Source organism: Bradyrhizobium sp. NC92, from assembly GCF_025200865.1.
Lineage (GTDB): Bacteria > Pseudomonadota > Alphaproteobacteria > Rhizobiales > Xanthobacteraceae > Bradyrhizobium.
The window spans coordinates 502155-520149 of sequence record NZ_CP104171.1 but is presented as its reverse complement, the minus strand read 5'-3'; the positions used below and the strand labels follow the sequence as shown (position 1 = coordinate 520149).

18 protein-coding genes are annotated in these 17995 nt (G+C 66.2%); 11 read left to right on the top strand and 7 right to left on the bottom strand.

The annotated features are described in order from the left end of the window. Positions 1-12 precede the first annotated feature (12 nt). The 3 genes from N2602_RS02460 to N2602_RS02450 form a co-directional block, all read right to left on the bottom strand. On the bottom strand, positions 13-261 hold the full coding sequence (locus N2602_RS02460) for an AbrB/MazE/SpoVT family DNA-binding domain-containing protein (protein WP_409241882.1): 249 nt from the start codon (positions 259-261) through the stop codon (positions 13-15). Positions 262-327: 66 nt separating this feature from the next. Further along, positions 328-1629 (bottom strand): Spy/CpxP family protein refolding chaperone, encoded by a 1302-nt coding sequence (locus N2602_RS02455; RefSeq protein ID WP_260383825.1) that lies wholly within the window; start codon positions 1627-1629, stop codon positions 328-330. Positions 1630-1777: 148 nt separating this feature from the next. After that, complete coding sequence (locus tag N2602_RS02450; protein ID WP_260381646.1) at positions 1778-2869, bottom strand: LysM peptidoglycan-binding domain-containing protein; 1092 nt, start codon at positions 2867-2869, stop codon at positions 1778-1780. 181 nt (positions 2870-3050) lie between these two features. Here N2602_RS02450 and N2602_RS02445 point away from each other — a divergent pair, with 181 nt between their 5' ends. From N2602_RS02445 to N2602_RS02430, 4 genes are all read left to right on the top strand, one after another. Then, positions 3051-3743, top strand: coding sequence for a hypothetical protein (locus N2602_RS02445; RefSeq protein ID WP_260381645.1), 693 nt, complete (start codon positions 3051-3053; stop codon positions 3741-3743). A 139-nt stretch (positions 3744-3882) separates the two neighbouring features. Then, the gene (locus tag N2602_RS02440) at positions 3883-6546 is read left to right on the top strand and encodes an EAL domain-containing protein (RefSeq protein ID WP_260381644.1); all 2664 of its coding nucleotides are present in this window, start codon (positions 3883-3885) and stop codon (positions 6544-6546) included. A 98-nt stretch (positions 6547-6644) separates the two neighbouring features. Then, positions 6645-7121, top strand: a complete 477-nt coding sequence (locus N2602_RS02435; RefSeq protein ID WP_260381643.1) for a hypothetical protein — start codon at positions 6645-6647, stop codon at positions 7119-7121. Positions 7122-7341: 220 nt separating this feature from the next. Then, positions 7342-7680, top strand: coding sequence for a hypothetical protein (locus tag N2602_RS02430; protein ID WP_172789308.1), 339 nt, complete (start codon positions 7342-7344; stop codon positions 7678-7680). Positions 7681-7711: 31 nt separating this feature from the next. On the opposite strand, the gene N2602_RS02425 is transcribed toward N2602_RS02430, so the two are convergent. Both N2602_RS02425 and N2602_RS02420 read right to left on the bottom strand, forming a co-directional pair. After that, on the bottom strand, positions 7712-7834 hold the full coding sequence (locus N2602_RS02425; protein WP_260381642.1) for a hypothetical protein: 123 nt from the start codon (positions 7832-7834) through the stop codon (positions 7712-7714). An 88-nt stretch (positions 7835-7922) separates the two neighbouring features. After that, on the bottom strand, positions 7923-8099 hold the full coding sequence (locus N2602_RS02420; protein ID WP_260381641.1) for a hypothetical protein: 177 nt from the start codon (positions 8097-8099) through the stop codon (positions 7923-7925). Between the two features lie 148 nt (positions 8100-8247). Here N2602_RS02420 and N2602_RS02415 point away from each other — a divergent pair, with 148 nt between their 5' ends. The 4 genes from N2602_RS02415 to N2602_RS02400 all read left to right on the top strand — a co-directional run bounded on the left by N2602_RS02415 (position 8248) and on the right by N2602_RS02400 (position 10930). After that, positions 8248-8379, top strand: a complete 132-nt coding sequence (locus N2602_RS02415) for a hypothetical protein (protein ID WP_257187544.1) — start codon at positions 8248-8250, stop codon at positions 8377-8379. A 128-nt stretch (positions 8380-8507) separates the two neighbouring features. Then, positions 8508-9635, top strand: a complete 1128-nt coding sequence (locus N2602_RS02410; protein WP_260381640.1) for a lactonase family protein — start codon at positions 8508-8510, stop codon at positions 9633-9635. A gap of 68 nt (positions 9636-9703) precedes the next feature. Beyond that, positions 9704-9874, top strand: a complete 171-nt coding sequence (locus tag N2602_RS02405; RefSeq protein ID WP_172789311.1) for a hypothetical protein — start codon at positions 9704-9706, stop codon at positions 9872-9874. 162 nt (positions 9875-10036) lie between these two features. Beyond that, the gene (locus tag N2602_RS02400) at positions 10037-10930 is read left to right on the top strand and encodes an efflux RND transporter periplasmic adaptor subunit (RefSeq protein WP_260381639.1); all 894 of its coding nucleotides are present in this window, start codon (positions 10037-10039) and stop codon (positions 10928-10930) included. Between the two features lie 282 nt (positions 10931-11212). Here N2602_RS02400 and N2602_RS02395 read toward each other — a convergent pair whose 3' ends face one another. Continuing rightward, a complete protein-coding gene (locus N2602_RS02395) occupies positions 11213-12061 on the bottom strand; it encodes a caspase family protein (protein ID WP_260381638.1) in 849 nt (282 codons plus the stop codon). 421 nt (positions 12062-12482) lie between these two features. On the opposite strand from N2602_RS02395, the gene N2602_RS02390 reads away from it, so the two are divergent. The 3 genes from N2602_RS02390 to N2602_RS02380 all read left to right on the top strand — a co-directional run bounded on the left by N2602_RS02390 (position 12483) and on the right by N2602_RS02380 (position 16519). Next, on the top strand, positions 12483-14210 hold the full coding sequence (locus N2602_RS02390; protein ID WP_260381637.1) for a hypothetical protein: 1728 nt from the start codon (positions 12483-12485) through the stop codon (positions 14208-14210). Between the two features lie 293 nt (positions 14211-14503). Beyond that, complete coding sequence (locus N2602_RS02385) at positions 14504-15229, top strand: thermonuclease family protein (protein ID WP_260381636.1); 726 nt, start codon at positions 14504-14506, stop codon at positions 15227-15229. A 102-nt stretch (positions 15230-15331) separates the two neighbouring features. Next, complete coding sequence (locus N2602_RS02380) at positions 15332-16519, top strand: alanine--glyoxylate aminotransferase family protein (RefSeq protein WP_172789316.1); 1188 nt, start codon at positions 15332-15334, stop codon at positions 16517-16519. Between the two features lie 135 nt (positions 16520-16654). Here N2602_RS02380 and N2602_RS02375 read toward each other — a convergent pair whose 3' ends face one another. After that, the gene (locus tag N2602_RS02375; RefSeq protein WP_212257604.1) at positions 16655-17983 is read right to left on the bottom strand and encodes an IS1182 family transposase; all 1329 of its coding nucleotides are present in this window, start codon (positions 17981-17983) and stop codon (positions 16655-16657) included. Positions 17984-17995: the final 12 nt, after the last annotated feature.

Genomic DNA, 17995 nt, shown 5'->3' with positions numbered 1-17995 from the left:
TGATGCGAGCGCTCACCGCTCGTTCGCCTCGTCCCGATCGAATTTGTAGCCGTCGGGCAAGGCCGGCCAGTCGCGCGCCTCCATGTTCTCGATCGCGCGTCGACGCCGCTCCTCCTTGGTCTCGATTTCGATCGTGCCTTTGCGAGCGGCCACGATATCGATTTCGTCGCCTTCCTTGAGGCCGAGTTCATCAACTAGCGCTTTGGGCAGTCGGACGGCTAGGCTGTCACCCCATTTGGATATCTGCACGGTGTCCTCCAAGAGATACATTTCGTATGTATATCTTGGCGCGGTTATCATTCCGCCTCAAGCTCGCCCGGTGAGTGATCACGCCCCCCGCTTCGGTCCGATTGCCTCGAACCCGGCTTTTTGCTCGTCGCTTAAGTCCGCCTGGAAATCGTCGAGCGCGTCGCTGACGGCGCCGACGGCTTGAAGCATGGTCTGCAGCCGCGTCTTCACGGCGGCGAGGCGGGCCTGCGGGGTTGCGGCGGGCTCGGTCGGGCAGGCGCTGAGCGTCTGCATGGTGCGGAGCGTGGTGTCCTGCAGCACCTCGAAGCGGGCGCGGGCGACATCGTCGAGGTGGAGCGTGGCGGCGATCTCGGCGGGCCATTGCTGCTGGACGAGCTGCTCGTATTGGCGCTGCGCGTTCTCGTCAGAAAGAGGATCGTAGTCCGCCTGGCAGGCCTTGGCCGCCTGCGCGTCCTTGGATGCGTCCTTGCTTGCGGTCCTGTCAGCGTTCTTGGACTGGTAGGACGCCAGCGCGGCGCGCCGTTCATGCGCGAGGGCGTTGAGCCGGGCTTTCTGGTCGTCATTGAGCAGGCCGACGAATTTCGACAGCGGCGCCTCCATGGCGTCGACGGCCTTGATCATGGCCTCGATGCGCTCGCGCATCAGGCCGAGGCGCTCCGCCGCACTCGCAGGGACCTGCGCCGGGCAGGCGGTGCGGATGGTGTCGCGCGCGGCATTCCAGGCGGATGAGAGCTCGTCGAGCGCGGTACGCTGCGCTTCGTTCGGTGCAACGGCGCTCGCGATGCGCTCGACCGGCAGGCCGCCGGTGTCGCTGGCCTCGCACATCGTTTCCGCGGCCGGAATTCGTCGCGCGCGACGGCCTTGCGGCACGGTGTAGGCGGCCAGCTCGGTGGCGGCATAGGGCGTGAACAGCGCGGCATAGATGTCGCCGTAGCCGTAGAGCGAGAGGCTGGTGGTGTCGCCGAAGATGATCGCATTGGTGAGATCGTCATGCGCGAACGGCCAGAACACCGGGCCGACCCAGCCGTAGCTGCCGTCGGGATGACGCCACCAACCCTGCGGACGGCGGCCGCCTTGCCATCCCGCCAGCGCAGCCGGCGCCGTGAGGGCCGCACGCAGCACGTAAGGGTTCGATAGCTGGCCGCGCTCGGCCCCGCGCGGGTCTTGCGACCTCAGCGCAGCGGAGCGGTAGCGGCCACCGCGCACCGCCATGCGGGAATGGCGCAGGCGCGACAGGCCGATCACGTGGCCGACGGCGAAACGCGCAACTCCGAGCGGACCGCCGCGCAAGCCGAACTGCGCCTCAGCCCTACCAGGCAGCAGCACGGCCGCAATCAGCAGGGTCGCACCGGCGAGCGTCAATCCCATGCGTCCCGGCATGATCGCTGACCTAACCACGGGCTTGATCACGTCCCTCGCTCCCGCGTGCGCAATGCGTCGCATCTCAATGACGCGCGAGGGAACCGAATGTTCCAGACGGACACAGGACAATGCGTCGCAACGCTGGCCGGCCAATGCCGGTGCAGTGTCACTCCGCCTTTTGCGGCATCACGAAGGTCTGGCCGGGATAGATCAAGTTGGGGTTGTGAATCTTGTCGCGGTTGGCCTTGAAGATCACCCCGTAGCGGGCGCCGTCGCCGTAAGCGAGCCGGCTGAGCGCCCAGAGGCTGTCGCCGCGGGCGATGATCCGGCTGCCGCCGGCGGCCTCGGCCGGTGCGGCGGTGAGCGCCTCCGCGGGCGAGGCCGATGCGACCGCAGTGCCCGCCGGCGCATGCGCGAAAGCCTTGGGCTTCGGCGCGCCGATCAGTTTCGGCCGGGCCGCTTGCTTGTCGGGCACCGAGGCCAGGCGCGGCGAGGCCGACGGCAGGGCGGCGACGACATCCGATTTGTCGTCGGGCTTCTCGGCCTGCTTGGTCTCCTGCTTCGCGACCGGTGGCGTGCGCGCGGGCGGCGGCGCCGCCGCGGCGATGGTCACCGGCATGGTCCGGCCGGATTCGGTGACCGTGCCGTCCGGTGCCTTGGCCCGGAGCGTCAGGTCGTAAGAGCCGGCGGGCAGTTGCGGCGGGGTCATCACGAACTGGCCGGAGGCGTCCGCAACCACGCTATCGAGCGGCTTGCCGTCGCGCAGCAGCTCGACCCTGGCACCCGGCGTGGCGCGGCCGGCAATCACCGCCGCCTCGCCGTGCTCGTCGACGCGGGCGACGTCGAAACGGGGGCCGGCGTCCGCAGCCGGCGCCGGCGGCTTGACCGGGACGAGATCGCCGAGCGCGGCCACCTGCTTCTGGGTCTCGGCCAGCGGGCCCGCCTTCGGCTCGGGAGCAGGCGGCGCGCTACCGGCGAGCTTCGGCTGTTCCGGCTCGAGCCCCGGCTTGGACTCGGGCTTGGACTCGGGCTTGGATTCGGGCTTGGACGTGTCCGGCTTGGACTCCACCTTGGCTTCGAGCTTGGGCTCGACCTTGGCCTCGATCTTGGGCTCGGCCTTGGCCTCCGGCTTGGCGGCGACGGTGACCTTGGTCCCGTCCGGCAACAGGCGGCGCAGCTCGGTCGGGCCGATCACCAGCGCGGTGCCGACCAGCGCGAGCAGACAGAAGGCGATGAAGGCCTTGGATGCGGTGATCATTTGAAAAGGACCTTGGGTGGCAAATCAGCCGAGGCCGGCAAGGTGCGCCGATTTGGCTGCCGCAGCAAGACTGCCGATGGGATTATGCCTCCGTCCAGGGCGCGCGGGATGAACCGGCGCGACCATGCGGGTGTCCAAGTATCAAGGCCGCCTCGCGGCATTCTTCAAGGGAATTTTTGCCGTGACCGTATTTTCCCGTGCCGCGCCATCGCTGGCGCTGGCGCTGACGCTGGCCGCTTCACCCGCTTTCGCCGCCTCCGTCCCGCCCCCCGGTTACATCCTCACCGACGATGCCGATCTCGCCTTCACCTCGCCCGACGGCGCCACCAGGCTCGAGCAGTACATGAAGGAGGGCGAGGATTTCGACATCAAGTGGCAGGTCTGGGCGCGGCGCGGCGAGGAGATGCGCGAGCTGAAGCCCGAGCAGGGCTATCCGGCCGGCTTCCGTTTCACGGCCGACTCGCAATGGCTGGTGCGCATGCAGAAGACCGGCTCGGGTGAGCAGGATCTCTTTCTCTACCATGTCGAGAATGGCGCCTTCGTCAACGCGACGAAGACATCGCTCAGCGATCTCGCCTGGGCCTATTTCCACAGCCGGCCCGACACTCGCAAGATGAAGCTCGACTACCACATCTCGGCCAATCTGATGAAGGGCACCGAAGATGGGTATCGCTGGCTCGGCGTCGACTGGCCCAACAACCGCTATCTCCTGATCTCGCTGTCGGGCGAAATGGACAAGCATCCGAAGAACGTCGCGGTGAAGGGATTGGCGGATTGGAAATGCCGGTATGACCTCAAGACCGGCAAGTTCGACGTCCCGGCGATGTTCGCCAAAGGCAATGCGGAAGCCTTGAGGTGGGAAATCAAGCGCTGAGGGTGCTGCGGTCTCGCCGCAATCTCCCGCGCGATGGAACCAACCCTCTGATTTCGTTCCGATTCATGTTTTCCTAACCCTTTGTGGTAACGGGGTCTTGTCGGTTTTGCAGCATCTTGCATCCCACGGGAGGACTGGGATGGGCGCATCGATCCGATGGACCGCGCGAACGCGCGCGTTGCTCCGCCGTTGGCGCGGGGCGCCGCTGACGTGGCTGATCGCCGGCGGCTTCGTGCTGATGCTTGCGACCGCGATCGGCACCGCGCTCACCGTCGACCGCTTCCGGCAAAACGCCATCGAGAGCGGCCGCGACAGCCTCGAAAACGCCGTCCGCATGCTCGCCCGGCATTTCGACCGCCAGTTCGAGGACTTCGCGGTGCTGCAGAAGAGCATCATCGCCGAGCTCGAGAGCCACGGCATCGAGTCCGCCGAAATCTTCCGCAGCGAGATGGGCACGCTCGCCGTGCACGAGGTGCTGCGCGCGAAAGCCAGCGGCTGGTCCGACGTCGCCGGCGCCAATCTGTTCGATTCCAAGGGCGTGCTGATCAACTCGTCGCGGCAATGGCCGGTCGCCGACATCTCGGTCGCCGACCGCGGCTACTTCAACCGTCTCAAGGACGATCCGGCCGCGCAGGAGGACGTGGAGGTCGTGCCCGGCCGGTTCGGCAGCGGACCGGCGATCGTGTTCGCGCGGCGCGTCTCCGGACCGCACGGCGAGTTCCTCGGGCTGGTCACCCGCGCGATCGCGCCCGAGCAGCTCGAATCCTTCTTCGCCTCGACCGGGCTCGGCGAGGATTCCTCGATCGCGATGCACCACCAGAACGGACAGCTGCTCGCCCGCATTCCGCATGTCGAGGCGCTGATCGGTCAAAACTTCCGCAACGGCACGCCGGAGCAGATGGCGGTGTTCGCGCGCACCTTCGTCACCACCCAGCTCGCAAGCCCGATCGACGGCAAGGACCGCATCGTCGCCTCGCGCCTGCTCGCCGGCGAGCCGCTGGTCGTGGTCGCGACCAAATCGCTGGATGCGACGCTGGCGACCTGGCGCACGCAGACGAAATTCTTCGTCACCATTGCCGTGCTGTCGATCGGCCTCCTGGTGCTCACGCTGTTTCTGATCTTCCGCCAGGTGACGCACCGGCTCTCGCTCGAGAAGCAGCGGCTCGACACCGCGATGAACACGATGACGCAGGGCCTGTTGATGTTCGACCAGGACGAGCGGCTGATCGTCTGCAACCGCCGCTACATCGAGATGTACGGGCTCTCGGCTGCATCGGTGAAGCCCGGCGTCCACTTCCGCGACGTGATCCGGCACCGCCGGGACACCGGCTCGTTCGAGGGCGACGTCGAAGCCTATTGCGACGACATCCTGAGCAATATCGGCCGCACCCAGAGCGCCGTCGTGGAAACCGCCGACGGCCGGCTGATCGAGATCAAGAACCAGCCGGCCGCTGCCGGCGGCTGGCTCGCCACCCATGACGACGTCACCGAGCGCATCCGCGCCGACGAGCGCATCGCCCATCTGGCGCATTACGACGCGCTCACCGATCTGCCCAACCGCGTGCTGCTGCGCGGGCATCTGGAGCGCCGCGTCGCCGAGCTCGCGCAAGGCAAGCCGTTCGCGATCCTCTATATTGACGTCGACGAGTTCAAGGGCGTCAACGATTCGCACGGGCACGAGGTCGGCGACGAATTGCTGCGCCAGGTGGCGAGCCGCCTGCGCGCCTGCGTCAGCGGCAACGACATGGTCGCGCGGCTCGGCGGCGACGAATTCGCCATCGTCAAGGCCGCGACCTCCGATCCGGCCGAGCTGACGGCACTGGCGGAAACCATTCTCAAAGCGTTGCGCGCGCCGGTGGACTGCAAGGGGCAGGAGATTCCGACCGATGCCAGCATCGGCATCGCCATCGCGCCCGATCATGGCGACAATCTCGACGATCTGCTCAAGCGCGCCGATCTGGCGATGTATGCGGCGAAGTCGGAAGGCCGCCGCACCTTCCGCCTGTTCGCCCCCGAATACGACGCCAAGGCGCGGCAGCGCCGCCAGCTCGAGCTCGACCTGCGCCAGGCGCTCGCGCGCGGCGAGTTCGAGGTGCACTACCAGCCGCTGGTCGACCTCACCGCCAATGTCGTCACCGGCTGCGAGGCGTTGCTGCGCTGGCGCCATCCCGAGCGCGGCATGGTTTCGCCGGCGGAGTTCATCCCGGTCGCAGAAGACACCGGCCTGATCGGCGAGATCGGCGAATGGGTGCTGAAGCAGGCCTGCGTTGAGGCCGCCTCGTGGCCCGGCCCGATTCACATCGCGGTCAACGTGTCGCCGCTCCAGTTCCGCTCGCGCACGCTGGCGCTCAAGGTCGCCGCCGCGCTCGCGGAGTCCGGGCTCGCGCCGGGGCGGCTCGAGCTCGAGATCACCGAGACGGTGCTGATCCGCGACGACGCGGAGGCGCTGGCGATCCTGCAGCAATTGCGCGAGCTCGGCGTGCGCATCGCGCTCGACGATTTCGGCACCGGTTATTCGTCGCTGAGCTATCTGCACCGCTTCCCGTTCGACAAGATCAAGATCGACCGCAGCTTCATCAGCGACATCGGTCAGTCCGAAGATTCCTCGCCGATCGTGCAGGCCGTGGTGCACATGGCCGCCGCGCGCCACATGGCGACGACGGCCGAAGGCGTCGAGACTGAAGCCCAGCGCGAGGTGCTGCGCCAGCTCGGCTGCAGCCAGATGCAGGGCTGGCTGTTCAGCCCGGCGGTGCCGGCAGCGAAGCTGAAGCAGCTGCTCGCGGCGCAGGCGGTCGCGGCCTGAGCCGAGCCTTTATCTGCGAGACCGTCGAAGGCTTGATTTTCGAGGCAGCCCCATCGTTAATGCCGCGACAGCGAAAAAGTGGGACTGGGATCAGTCAGGTGTGGCGGCTTGCATTGTTCTTTGCCTTGACCTGCGCGGCGCATGCCGAGGATCTGTTGGGAAAGCGGGTGCCGCCGTTCCCGGCTGGAATGGACGAGGATGGCGGCTTGTGTATCACGCTCGCCGAGCGTGACCCGTGCCGACGGACCATGGCGGCCCTCAAGGACGCGACCGGCAAGAAGATTCTGATCTACGCGACGGTGACAGACGGGGCCGACGAGCGAGGCAGGCGATTTGGCATCGTCACCGACGTGATGCCTTATCCGGAGGTGCGCAAGGGGCATCATCTGGAATGGGGGGTGTGCCGGCATGACCGGGTCGAGGACGGCACCGTGGTGACTGTCGTCAAGGACTCCAAGCGCGCCTGGCTAAAGGCCGTTGGCTGGGCCTACCGGGTCGATGACCCCTCGGGCAAGTTCGTCAAGCTGGATCCGAAGCGAGTCGATTGCACCAATACTGCACCGGACGCCGACTAACCGCACCGGGGTTCGCGCCCCCCTCCCAAAATTTAGGATCAAACCTTGCGCCTTGCGGTTATCGCCTCGCTGAGACGGTCGGGAACTCCGGCCGACGGGCCCTAGTCGACATTGCATCACGTGCACCACAGGCGGCTTTTCGCCCGCACTGTCGCGCGCGCGTGCGTGAAACGAGCGAGGTGACATGGCGATCTTGGCGTTCAGAATCTTGGCGTTCAGAATGATCCCTCTCGTCGCGGTTGGGGCCCTGATCGGACTCGCCGCGGAGGCCCGCGACGACGGGCGCTACGCAAACTCTCCCCTCAAGGGCTGGTTCGAGAGCCTGAAGAGCAAGGGCGGCGGCCCCTGTTGTGCCGATGCCGACGGCACCGCGCTCGACGACGTCGACTGGGAGACGCGGGACGGACATTACCGGGTGCGGCTCCTCGGCAACTGGGTCGAGGTGCCCGACGACACGGTCATCACCGAGCCCAACCGCGCCGGGCGCACCATGGTCTGGCCTTATTACGTCAACGGCCGTCCGATGATTCGCTGCTTCATGCCCGGCAGCATGACGTGATCCGGGACGAGCGTCCGCAAGGGCGGGACGCTCACATCGATCGTCGGGCCGCCTGCACTTCGACGAATTCGGCGTCGGGGTGGCTGACGATGGTGGCGATCCAGATGCCGCTGATGATCAGCGACCAGGCGGTGTTCCAATAGATCCAAAACACGAGCCAGCCTCCCTCTTCCTTTTCTCACGCGGCAAAGCGATGCCGCCGTTCCCCACGCCAAGCCGCCGCGATGGCGGGCGGCGAGGCGCTATTTTGGTTTGGTCGGCGACGGCGCCCGGTCGGTTTGGCCGGTGTGGCGCTTTGCCACGACGTCCTCGTCGCGCTCGCCCTCGTGCGGGCGCGGCGGAGGCCTGGGCTGGCCGGCCTGACCGCCATGCTTGCCGCCCATGTCTGGCTTGCCTTCGAGATCGTTTTCGCGGGGCATGCCGGTTCAATGCGTTCGCAGCGCATTGGTTCGCAACGGCATCGGCTGTTTCCGCCCTGTGAACGGCCTCATAGAACCGCCGCTCTTTGCAGTGCAGGATGGCGGACGCGGCCCTCGGCCTCGCAGCTTGCACCGACGGATTGGCCTGATGCGAAAACGCCTCATCCTCTGGACGCTCATGACGTCTGCCCTGGTCGCGGTGACCGTGTGGACCATGCTCGGGCCGCCGGACCGCCCGCCGTGGCCGCATTTGCCGTCCCGCACTGCGGCGGTGCGCTGACCCGTCATCCCGCGACCGATGCGATTTCGGCATCGATCGATCCCATCTGGATTTTGGTGCGGCGGCGCAGCTCCCGCTATCCTCGCGGCAAAACGACAATGCCGCGAGCCGGCTTTCAGGAGGAGCCCATGTCGAGATCGATCCGACGCATCGTATCGCGCGTGCCAGGCGCTGCGATCGCCGCCACCCTGTTCGCTTCCCTCACCCTCGTTTCTGGAGTCCGTGCCGGCATGGCCGAAACCTTCGCCTATGTCGGCAATGCCGACAGCAACGACATCAGCGTGTTCAAGATGAGCGAGAGCGGCGAGATGACGCCCGTGCAGACGGCCGCCTTCAAGGGCGTCGAAAAGCCGGGCTCATCGACACCGCTCGCGATCACGCCCGACCACCGCGTGCTGATCGCCGGAATCCGCTCGCAGCCGTATGTCGCGGTGAGCTTTGCGATCGATCCCAAGACGGGAGAGCTCAGCCATCTCGGCAACGGACCGCTCGCCGACAGCATGGCCTATATCGCCATCGACCGCAGCGGCAAGTTCCTGTTCAGCGCCTCCTATGGCGGCAACAAGGTCGCGCTGAATCCGCTGCTTGGCAACGGCGTCGCCGGCGAGCCTAAGCAGGTGATCCCGACCGGGCTGAACGCCCACGCCTTCCTGCCCTCGCCCGACAACCGCTTCGCGTTCGCCACCAATCTCGGCTCCGATCAGGTGCTGGCCTTCGCGTTCGATGCCGCAGCGGGCACGCTGACGCCGAGCGATCCGCCGGTGCACAAGGTGCCGGAGAAATCGGGGCCGCGGCACTTCGTGTTTCACCCTGGCGGCAAGTTCGTCTATCTCCTCCACGAGCTGAACGGCGACGTCGCAGCATTCACCTATAAGGCCAGGAGCGGCGCCTGGGACGAGATCCAGCGCACCACCGCGCTGCCGGACGGGTTTTCCGGAAAACCTTGGGGCGCTGACATCCACATCACCCCGGACGGCCGCTTCCTCTACGCCTCCGAGCGCACCACCAGCACGCTCACCGCCTACAAGGTCGACGGCTCGAGCGGCAAGCTGACCACGATCGGCAGCGTGCCGACCGAGAAGCAGCCGCGCGGCTTCCAGGTCGATCCCGCCGGCCGCTACCTCGCCGCCGTCGGCGAGCTCTCCGACAGCATGACGGTCTATGCCATCGACCAGGGCAGCGGCGCGCTCGCCAAGCTGAAATCCTACCCCACCGGCAAGAAGCCGAACTGGGTCGAGTTCCTGAACCTGCCGTGAGGCGCCGCCACTGACCTACGTAATCATCCGTAATTTCGCGCGGCCCGGCTTGACGTCATATCTCGGTCATGGACCGGCAGATTGTCTTCAAATGCCCCCAGACGGGCCTGAACGTGCAGCATCGGCTCACCGACGAGCCGGCTGACCGCACGCACGTATCCGTGTCCTGTCCGGCCTGCACGCGTCTGCATCTGCTCGAGCGGGCCAGCGGCAAGCTGCTGGGTGATCGGCGCCGCTGACGGCCTGAGCCCTTCGAGCGAACCTGTTCTCCAATTCCGCGACTCATCAAAGACTTGCCGCGACTGTCGGCGGCGCTGAGTCCTGTTTTGGGACGACGCGGCCGTAGTGCGGGCGGCAGCCATCTGCTATCGATTGGAGGCACAGCCCCCGTGGAATTTCCGATGCGTCATTTGCCCCGCGCCGTTGCTCGAAACCTGTATCCCGCAGCCGTCGCCGGCCTGCTCGTCCTCAGCTCCCATCCGGCCGGTGCCGCCGATGACGACGCGCCCAAAGGGCCGGCGGTCACGGTGCTGAAGGTCGCGAAATCCTGCTTCTCCGACATCGTGGAGGCCACCGGCTCGATCATCGCGCGGGAGGAAACCTCGGTGCGGCCCGAGCGTCCCGGCCTGAAGGTCACGGACGTGCTGGCCGAAGCCGGCGATACCACCACCGCCGGCCAGGTGCTGGCACGGCTGGCGCTGCCCGAGGGCGGCACGCTTCAGGTCACCGCTCCCGTGGCGGGGGTGATCGCAACCTCGACCGCGCAGATCGGCAACTTCGCCTCCGCCAAGGGCGAGGCGCTGTTCACGATCGTGGCGCGCAGCGAGTACGATCTCGTCGGTCTCGTCGCCACCACCGATGTGCGCAAGCTCGCGGTCAATCAGCAAGCCACCGTCCGGATCGCCGGCGCCGGCGACATCAACGGCAAGGTGCGCCGCATCGGCCCGACCGTCGAGCCGAACATCCAGCAGGGGATGGTTTATATCGGCATCTCCTCGCAGAAGCGGCTCTTGCTGAATGCCAGCGGGCGCGCGCTGATCAAGACCGGGCAAAGCTGCAACGTCGCGGTGCCGCTGACATCAGTGCAATATTCGTCCGCCGGCACCGTGGTGCAGGTGATCCGCCGCAACCGCGTCGAGACCAAGCGTGTCGAGGTCGGATTGATGTCGGGCGGCAATATCGAGGTCCGCGACGGCCTCAACGAAGGCGACGTCGTCGTCGCCCGCGCCGGTGCATTGCTGCGCGAAGGCGATCCCGTGCGTCCGGTGATGGCGAGCGCGGAAGCGGCGAAGTAGCGGCCACGATCGTCATTGCGAGGAGCTCTTGCGACGAAGCAATCCAGAGTCTTTCCGTGGAAAGATTCTGGATTGCTTCGCTGCGCTCGCAATGACGATCGTGGAGGCAGGTGTGCGCTAAGGCACGGCTATCGTAGGGTGGGCAAAGCGACTTGTCCGCCATAGCTCGCAGAGCGACGGCGGAAGCGTGCCCACGTCTCTTCTATCGGAAGGTTGGAAAGTTGGTGGGCTCGGCGCTCTGCGCCTTTGCCCACCCTACAGCAGCTGCGATTGCTGCAAGACCTAACCGCCGGCTTCGCCGAAACGGACGTCTTCGAGCAACGACGACGACACGGTCGGGACCTGGTCGCCTTCGCTGGCGCGGGAAATGGCGAGGCGGGTCTTGTTGAAGACGCTCTCGGCGCTGCCGGGCTTGCTGAGATTGTTGAGGAATTCGCTGACCAGCACGCTGTGCTCGCCCTTGCCGTCGTCGACGACCTTGCCGGGCGAGGCGGAGGTGAGGATCAACGCATTGTCGGACGCGGTGATCGGCGCGAGACCGTGGCTATAGGAGCGGAAGCGGCGCTCGTAAGGATTGCGGCGGGAGGCGTCCACCACGACGAGCTTGGCCTTGGCACCCTGCTCCTTCATCATGTCGAGCACGCCGTCGATGGAGACGCCATGGCGGCGGACGTCGCCTTCCTTCCAGATCACGGCATCGACCGGCAGCATGTAGCTCTCGCGGCCGGCCTGCACGCCGTAGCCGCCGAAGAACAGCATGACGACGCTGTCGCGCGTGATCCGGGACTTCAGGCGGGCGACGGCACGGACCATGTCGTCCTTGGTCGCGTCTTCCACCATGTCGACGTCAAAGCCGTTCTTGCGCAGCGACGAGGACAGCGCGCGGGCGTCGTTGATCGACTGCGTCAGCGGCGCGCTGGCATCGGGATAATGGCCATTGCCGATGACGAGCGCGAGGCGCGAGGTCTGGCCGATCGAGCCGGTGATCTGGTCGGTCGAGACGGCCTTGGCGGCATCGATCGCACGCATGTTGAGAGCAGCATGGGCGCCGATCACCAGCGACACCGTGCCGATGAGGGCTGCGGCGAGGGCGATCGTACGTCTGGAAAGGTCGAGCTGCTTTACATTCATCTCGCTTCGTTTCCTGTGCCAAAGACCGGCCAAGCGCGCGCACACTGTTTGAGTAGCGCGATAGCGTCTTTAGGTTTGAGGGATTGGCCGGGGAAGTGCCCCCGAATTGCGCGCAATTTGCGGCGCCGCACCAAACAAACCCTTAACCGGATATAGGTCGTGGGGCAATAGATTGCCAAAAATTTGAACTAAGTATCTGAATATGTTCGCTAATTCTCCGGGCTGGATTCCTGCATCATTGGCTTCCCCGTAGCCTTCCGGAGATCGACCATGCAGCCCTCGTGCCGGCTTTTCCGTGACGTTCATCACATTTGTATTTCCTGCGAATCCGGGTAGCCTTTTCAACGACTTGCAAGGGGGTGGCGCGCAGATGCCAGCGTGCCTGATATCCCCGACCAAGGCCCCCGCGACCAGGTATTTCATGAGCTTTCATTATTTTGCCGGCGCCGCCTGCCGGGCGCTGACGGCGCGGAAGGACGGCCCCTCGCTTTACGAGGTCTGCGATCCCGTATTGTCTGATACGGCCAGCGGCGATCCGCATCTGGCCAAATTCTACAAGACCGCGCTCGGCAATCCCGCGCTGCGGATCCTGCTCCGCCGCGCCGGCCTGCCCGAGCTGCGCGACGAGGGGATGCTGACGCGGCTGCGCGCGGCGCTCACCCGGGCCCGCGACGAGGCCGAGCCCGACTGGGCGGCAGTCGGGCAGCCGATCGCCGATCTCGTCGACGGCATCACGCTCGACCATCCCAGGCCGCCGCCGGTGCCGTTCAACGCCGCCATGCCGCAGATCGCGCAGATCGACGGCGTGATCCGCGATTGCGCGCAGCATCTGCTCGGCTCCTACCGCCGCAACGGCTTCCTGCCGACCTATGCCGCCTTCAACCTGATCGGCGATCCCGACGTCCGCGGCCGCGAGCTGATCATGGCGCTCACGGGCCTCAACGCGCGCGGCTACAAGAATTCCTCGCTGCTGTTCAACCTCGCCCGCGTCTTCATCGCGCGCTCGCCCGCGCGCGCCGTGGTCAATCCGCCCTGGAAGGGCATTGCCGAGCCGATGTGGGAGCCGGTGCAGATCCGCCATCGCTCGGCCTATTACGACGCGTTCTTCATCGAGGCCCTGCTCAGCTTCGTCGAGACCGGGCTCGCCTCGGTCGCCGACAAGATCGCGGCGGAGCGCGCGATCGCCGACATGGTCGATTTCTGCGTCAACATCAGCCGCGAGGAGGTCGAAGGCTTGGGCGGCGCCCGCTTCAACGTCATCACCGCCCTGGCGCCCGCACCGCATCCGCGCTTCTCGCGCTACTTCGCGCAGATCAAGCAAGACCTCGGCTTCGGCATCTACGTGCCGGATTGCGACACCACGGCCTGCTCGATCTCCGCGGCGACGCAGGCCGGCTGCCTTGATGCCATCATCGACCAGCCGCTCCTGGACTTCTATGCGGGCTATCAGGTGCGCGCCGGCGTCAACGAGCCCCGCGTGACCGTGCCGCTCAACGACAATATCGACTATGAGGGCGGGGTCGCGACCTGGATCGACAATCTCGCCGGCGAGCGCCCATACGGCAACGATCTCGATCCGACGCTCAATCTCGACATTCTCGAGGTCAGCTTCCGTAACTTGGCGCGTTGGAAAGTGCTGGAGACGCCGGCGCGGCTCGCCACGGTCCATCGCATCATCGGATTCCAGAAGCGCCTCGCGGCCAGCGGCGCCTTCGCCAATCCGCGCTCGCACATCTATTATCTGCCGGAGCTCTACAGCGCCTATTTCGGCCGCTGTTATGCCGCCTTCCTGGCGCTGCCGCTGGCGGCGCAGGCCGCGATTGATCCCGCCGGCGATTTCGACTTCATCCGCCACCGCGTGCTGTCCTACGTCAAGGGCGAGCTGATGGCGGCCGAGATGAACGTGTTCGACGCCGCGCTGGCGCTGATCGCGCTCGGCCATCTCGGCGCCGACCCGCGCACCTTCGCACCGGCGCTGAACGTGATCGTCGCCGGGCTCGGTGAAGGCGGCCGCCGCGGCCCGTTCCGCGCCTATGAATGGAACAAGATGAAGACGCCGACGAGGATCCTGGTCGGCGGACCCGAGGTGACGTCGGCGTTCGTGCTGATGGGGCTGGCGGTGGCGAAGCGGGCGATGGCCCGGGGGTGATGGTCCTTTTACCCTCCCCTGGAGGGGGAGGGTCGATCGCGCGCAGCGCGAGCGGGGTGGGGTGACGGTCCCTCCGCGACGAACAGTGCCCGAGTGGAGAGATCACCCCACCCCGTCATGCAATCTCGCTTCGCTCGATCGCATGCCGACCCTCCCCCTCCAGGGGAGGGTAAGCAACGCCGCCACAATGACAGGAAGTTGAAAGGCAATCTGTTCGGCCTGCGCTGGCCGCGCGGCCAAAAGCCGACCACAATTGCGCGGCTTATCGAGATTGTCATCACAACCGGACCGGCATGTTGCGAAAAGTCCTGATTGCGCTGTCCTTGTTCGCCATCCCGTCGCTGGCTGATGCCGCCGACATCACCGGCACGGCAAAGGTTCGCGCCGGCGATGCCGTGGTGATCGGCAACACGCGGATCCGGCTCGGCGGCATCGACGCGCCGGCGGTCGACCAGCTCTGCCTCAACACCAAGACCGAACGCTGGACCTGCGGCGTCGCGGCCCGCGACGAGCTCGCCAAATACAGCGAGGGCAAGAATTGGGTCTGCCACACCCGCGCGATCGACCGGCGCGGCCGCACCGTGGCGCGCTGCGAGGTCGGCGGCGAGGACATCCAGAAATGGCTGGTGCGCAACGGCTGGGCGCTGGCCTACACCCGCATCTCCAAGGACTACGAGCCCGACGAGGCTGCCGCGCGTGAGGCAAAAGCCGGCATGTGGCAGGGTGCCTTCATCGCGCCGTGGGACTGGCGGGAGCGCAACAAGAAGACCGCGATCCTCGGCGCGACCAAGCCGCCGGACGGCGCGCATGCGGTGCTGCTCGCTTCGGCCTCGGGGCCGGTCGCGCCGTCGCCGGATTGCACCATCAAGGGCAATGTGAACAGCGCCGGCGAGTGCATCTATCACCAGCCGACCAGCCGCTGGTACACCCAGATCAAGATGAAGATCAGCAAGGGCACCCGCTGGTTCTGCTCGGTCGAAGAGGCCGAAGCGGCCGGATGCCGGGAGACGAAGCGATAACCCAGCCCTGCGTTTTACGTGCTTTTCTCAAGGCCCTCCGCCGCGTAAAACCGTGAATCAGCAACCCACCATCCTGTTCTCTGGCAATAAGGACTGACAGCAATGACCGTTCGCGCGGGCCGGGAGTTTCTGGCCATCCCCGGGCCCACCACGATGCCCGACGAGGTGCTGCGGGCGATGCACCGTCCGGCGATCGACATCTACTCCAAGGAGATGCTGGATCTGACAGAGAGCCTGCTCAGCGACATCTCGAAGCTGTTCGCGACCAAGGGCAAGTCCTACATCTACATCGCCAACGGCCACGGCGCCTGGGAAGCGGCGCTGAGCAACGTGCTGTCGCGCGGCGACAAGGTGCTGGTGTTGGAGAGCGGACGCTTTGCCATCGGCTGGGGCAATGCGGCGGCGCTAATGGGCGCCGAGGTCGAGGTGCTCAAGGGCGACTGGCGCCGCGCGGTGCGGCCGCACGAGGTCGAGGAACGCCTGCGCCGCGACAAGGAGCACAGCATCAAGGCCGTCGTCGTGGTCCAGGTCGACACCGCCTCCGGCGTGCAGAACGACATCGAGGCGATCGGCAAGGCGATCAAGGCGAGCGGCCATCCCGCGCTGTACATGGTCGACACCGTCGCCTCGCTCGGCTGCATGCCGTTCGAGATGGACAAATGGGGCATCGACGTCGCGATGTCCGGCTCGCAGAAGGGCCTGATGACGCCGCCCGGTCTCGGCTTCGTCGCCGCCAATGCGCGCGCGCTGGAGGTGCACAAGAAGGCCGGCATGTCGACGCCCTATTGGAGCTGGAGCGAGCGCGAGGGCACCGAGAATTATCGCAAATATGCCGGCACCGCGCCGGTGCATCTGTTGTTCGCCTTGCGCAAGGCGATCGACATGCTGCACGAGGAAGGCCTCGAGAACGCCTTCCGCCGCCACAGCCTGCTCGGTGAGGCCGCGCGCCGCGCGGTTGCGATGTGGTCGGAAGGCCAGGTGCTCGGCTTCAACGTCGCCGAGGCCAGCGAGCGCTCCAACACCGTGACCACGGTGACCATGAGCAACGGCCATGACCCGGCCGTGCTGCAACGCTATTGCAAGGACAAGTGCGGCGTCGTGCTCGGCACCGGCATCGGTGATCTCTCCGGACAAGCCTTCCGCATCGCCCATATGGGCCATGTGAATGCGCCGATGCTGCTCGGCACGTTAGGAGTGATCGAGGTGGGGCTGAACGCGCTGAAGATCCCGCACGGCAAAGGCGGGCTGGAGGCGGCGGTCGCGTATCTCGGCGACGAGGTGGCGGTGTAGCAAAGCGTGCTCGTGCCCCGGACGCAGCGCAGTATCGTAGAGCCTGTGAGCCAATTCGTTTTGTTTCGGCTTCGGCATCAAGGGGTGGTATCGCCCCTTGATGGGGGAAGCCGGCGGCGTCAGGCTGTTGGTTATCTATGCTTTTGCGAGACGATGCCCTTGCAGGATGTTGTTGGTGAGGGCGTACCAGAGCACGACGGCACGGACCTTCTCGATGCCGCGCACGGTCAGTTGCCTGAGGTCCCAGTTGCGCCAGCGGGCATGGATGCATTCGCAGATGGTACGGGCCTGGTACTGTGCCTTGCCGGCTTCGCTGGCCATGCGAGCACGCCAGGCCGCTATGCCAGGACCGTCGCTGCTCCGGGGTAAGAAGGGATCGACACCGCTCCTGGATTGGGGCGGTGGACAGTAAACCTCGATGCCCTCGCCATGCGCCCATTCGATGTCGTCGCCAGTGCAGAACCCGCCATCGGCGAGGTAGCGGCGTGGCAAGCGCTTCAGCCGAGCGCGCGTTCGCTCCAGCATCGGGCGCATCAAGCCACGATCTGAGCCGCTGTTGTCGACATCGATCGCGACCACGATCAGTTCGCCAGCCGCGCTAGCCACCTGCACATTATAGGCCGGACGGAAGCCGGCATCGGCCATCTTCATCACCCTGGCCTGCGGGTCGGTGGTGGAGGCCCGAGGCTCCTTCGGCTTCTTGCCATTGCCGCCCTTGTCGTCGAGCTGTTTTCGCTTGCGCTTGATCTCGGCCAGCGCGGCCTGCGCGGCTTGCACCCGCTCGCTGCGTTCGCGCGCCGCCCGCTCTTTGGCGGCCCGGATCCGCCGATTGCTGGCTTCCGGGTCCGCATCGACCTCGCGCTTGAGCTCTTCCACAATGGCCTCGGCCTGCGCCATCTGCCGATCCAGCGTCGCCTCCCGCCGGAAAGATCCGGTCCCGGCATTCGCTCGTATCCGCACCCCGTCCTGGGTCAGCTTCTCCAGATCGACCAGCCCTGCCTCGTTCAGGGCCACCAGATGTTCAACCAGCAAACGGTCGAGCAAGTCGGCACAGCCGACCCGGAAGTCCGACAGCCCGTGATGGTTCAACGACACGCCACCGCAGAGCCAGCGGTAGACGTCGTGGCTGTCGCAGAGCCGGTCCAGCGCCCGCGCGCTGCCAACGGCATCGCTCGCGGCGTACAGCCAAAGCGCCAGCAACAACCGTGGCGATGGCGCCGGATGGCCCGGCCTGTTTTCCCGTGCCTTGACGCGATCTTCCAGCTCGCTCAGGTCCAGCCCTTCGACATAAGCCCAGATCACCCGCGCTGGATGATCCTGCCCGATCAGGCTGTCGATATCGACCGCTCGCAATTCGACCTGATTGCGCACAGGCTCGCGCAGCCGAGGTGCGCCTTGCGGCACCGCTTCGGTTCGTGCCGACTGCTCCGGCAATTCACCAAAAAGTCCGTCGTCAGCCATCATCCTCTCCAGCAG

Bases quoted from the DNA above. Each gene is read 5' to 3' on its own strand.
- N2602_RS02450 (WP_260381646.1), bottom strand. From the start codon at position 2,869: ATGATCACCGCATCCAAGGCCTTCATCGCCTTCTGTCTGCTCGCGCTG.
- N2602_RS02395 (WP_260381638.1), bottom strand. From the start codon at position 12,061: ATGAATGTAAAGCAGCTCGACCTTTCCAGACGTACGATCGCCCTCGCC.
- N2602_RS02440 (WP_260381644.1), top strand. From the start codon at position 3,883: ATGGGCGCATCGATCCGATGGACCGCGCGAACGCGCGCGTTGCTCCGC.
- N2602_RS02380 (WP_172789316.1), top strand. From the start codon at position 15,332: ATGACCGTTCGCGCGGGCCGGGAGTTTCTGGCCATCCCCGGGCCCACC.
- N2602_RS02410 (WP_260381640.1), top strand. From the start codon at position 8,508: ATGTCGAGATCGATCCGACGCATCGTATCGCGCGTGCCAGGCGCTGCG.
- N2602_RS02415 (WP_257187544.1), top strand. From the start codon at position 8,248: ATGCGAAAACGCCTCATCCTCTGGACGCTCATGACGTCTGCCCTGGTC.
- N2602_RS02390 (WP_260381637.1), top strand. From the start codon at position 12,483: ATGAGCTTTCATTATTTTGCCGGCGCCGCCTGCCGGGCGCTGACGGCG.
- N2602_RS02455 (WP_260383825.1), bottom strand. From the start codon at position 1,629: ATGCCGGGACGCATGGGATTGACGCTCGCCGGTGCGACCCTGCTGATT.
- N2602_RS02385 (WP_260381636.1), top strand. From the start codon at position 14,504: ATGTTGCGAAAAGTCCTGATTGCGCTGTCCTTGTTCGCCATCCCGTCG.
- N2602_RS02400 (WP_260381639.1), top strand. From the start codon at position 10,037: ATGCGTCATTTGCCCCGCGCCGTTGCTCGAAACCTGTATCCCGCAGCC.
- N2602_RS02430 (WP_172789308.1), top strand. From the start codon at position 7,342: ATGATCCCTCTCGTCGCGGTTGGGGCCCTGATCGGACTCGCCGCGGAG.
- N2602_RS02405 (WP_172789311.1), top strand. From the start codon at position 9,704: ATGGACCGGCAGATTGTCTTCAAATGCCCCCAGACGGGCCTGAACGTG.
- N2602_RS02420 (WP_260381641.1), bottom strand. From the start codon at position 8,099: ATGCCCCGCGAAAACGATCTCGAAGGCAAGCCAGACATGGGCGGCAAG.
- N2602_RS02375 (WP_212257604.1), bottom strand. From the start codon at position 17,983: ATGATGGCTGACGACGGACTTTTTGGTGAATTGCCGGAGCAGTCGGCA.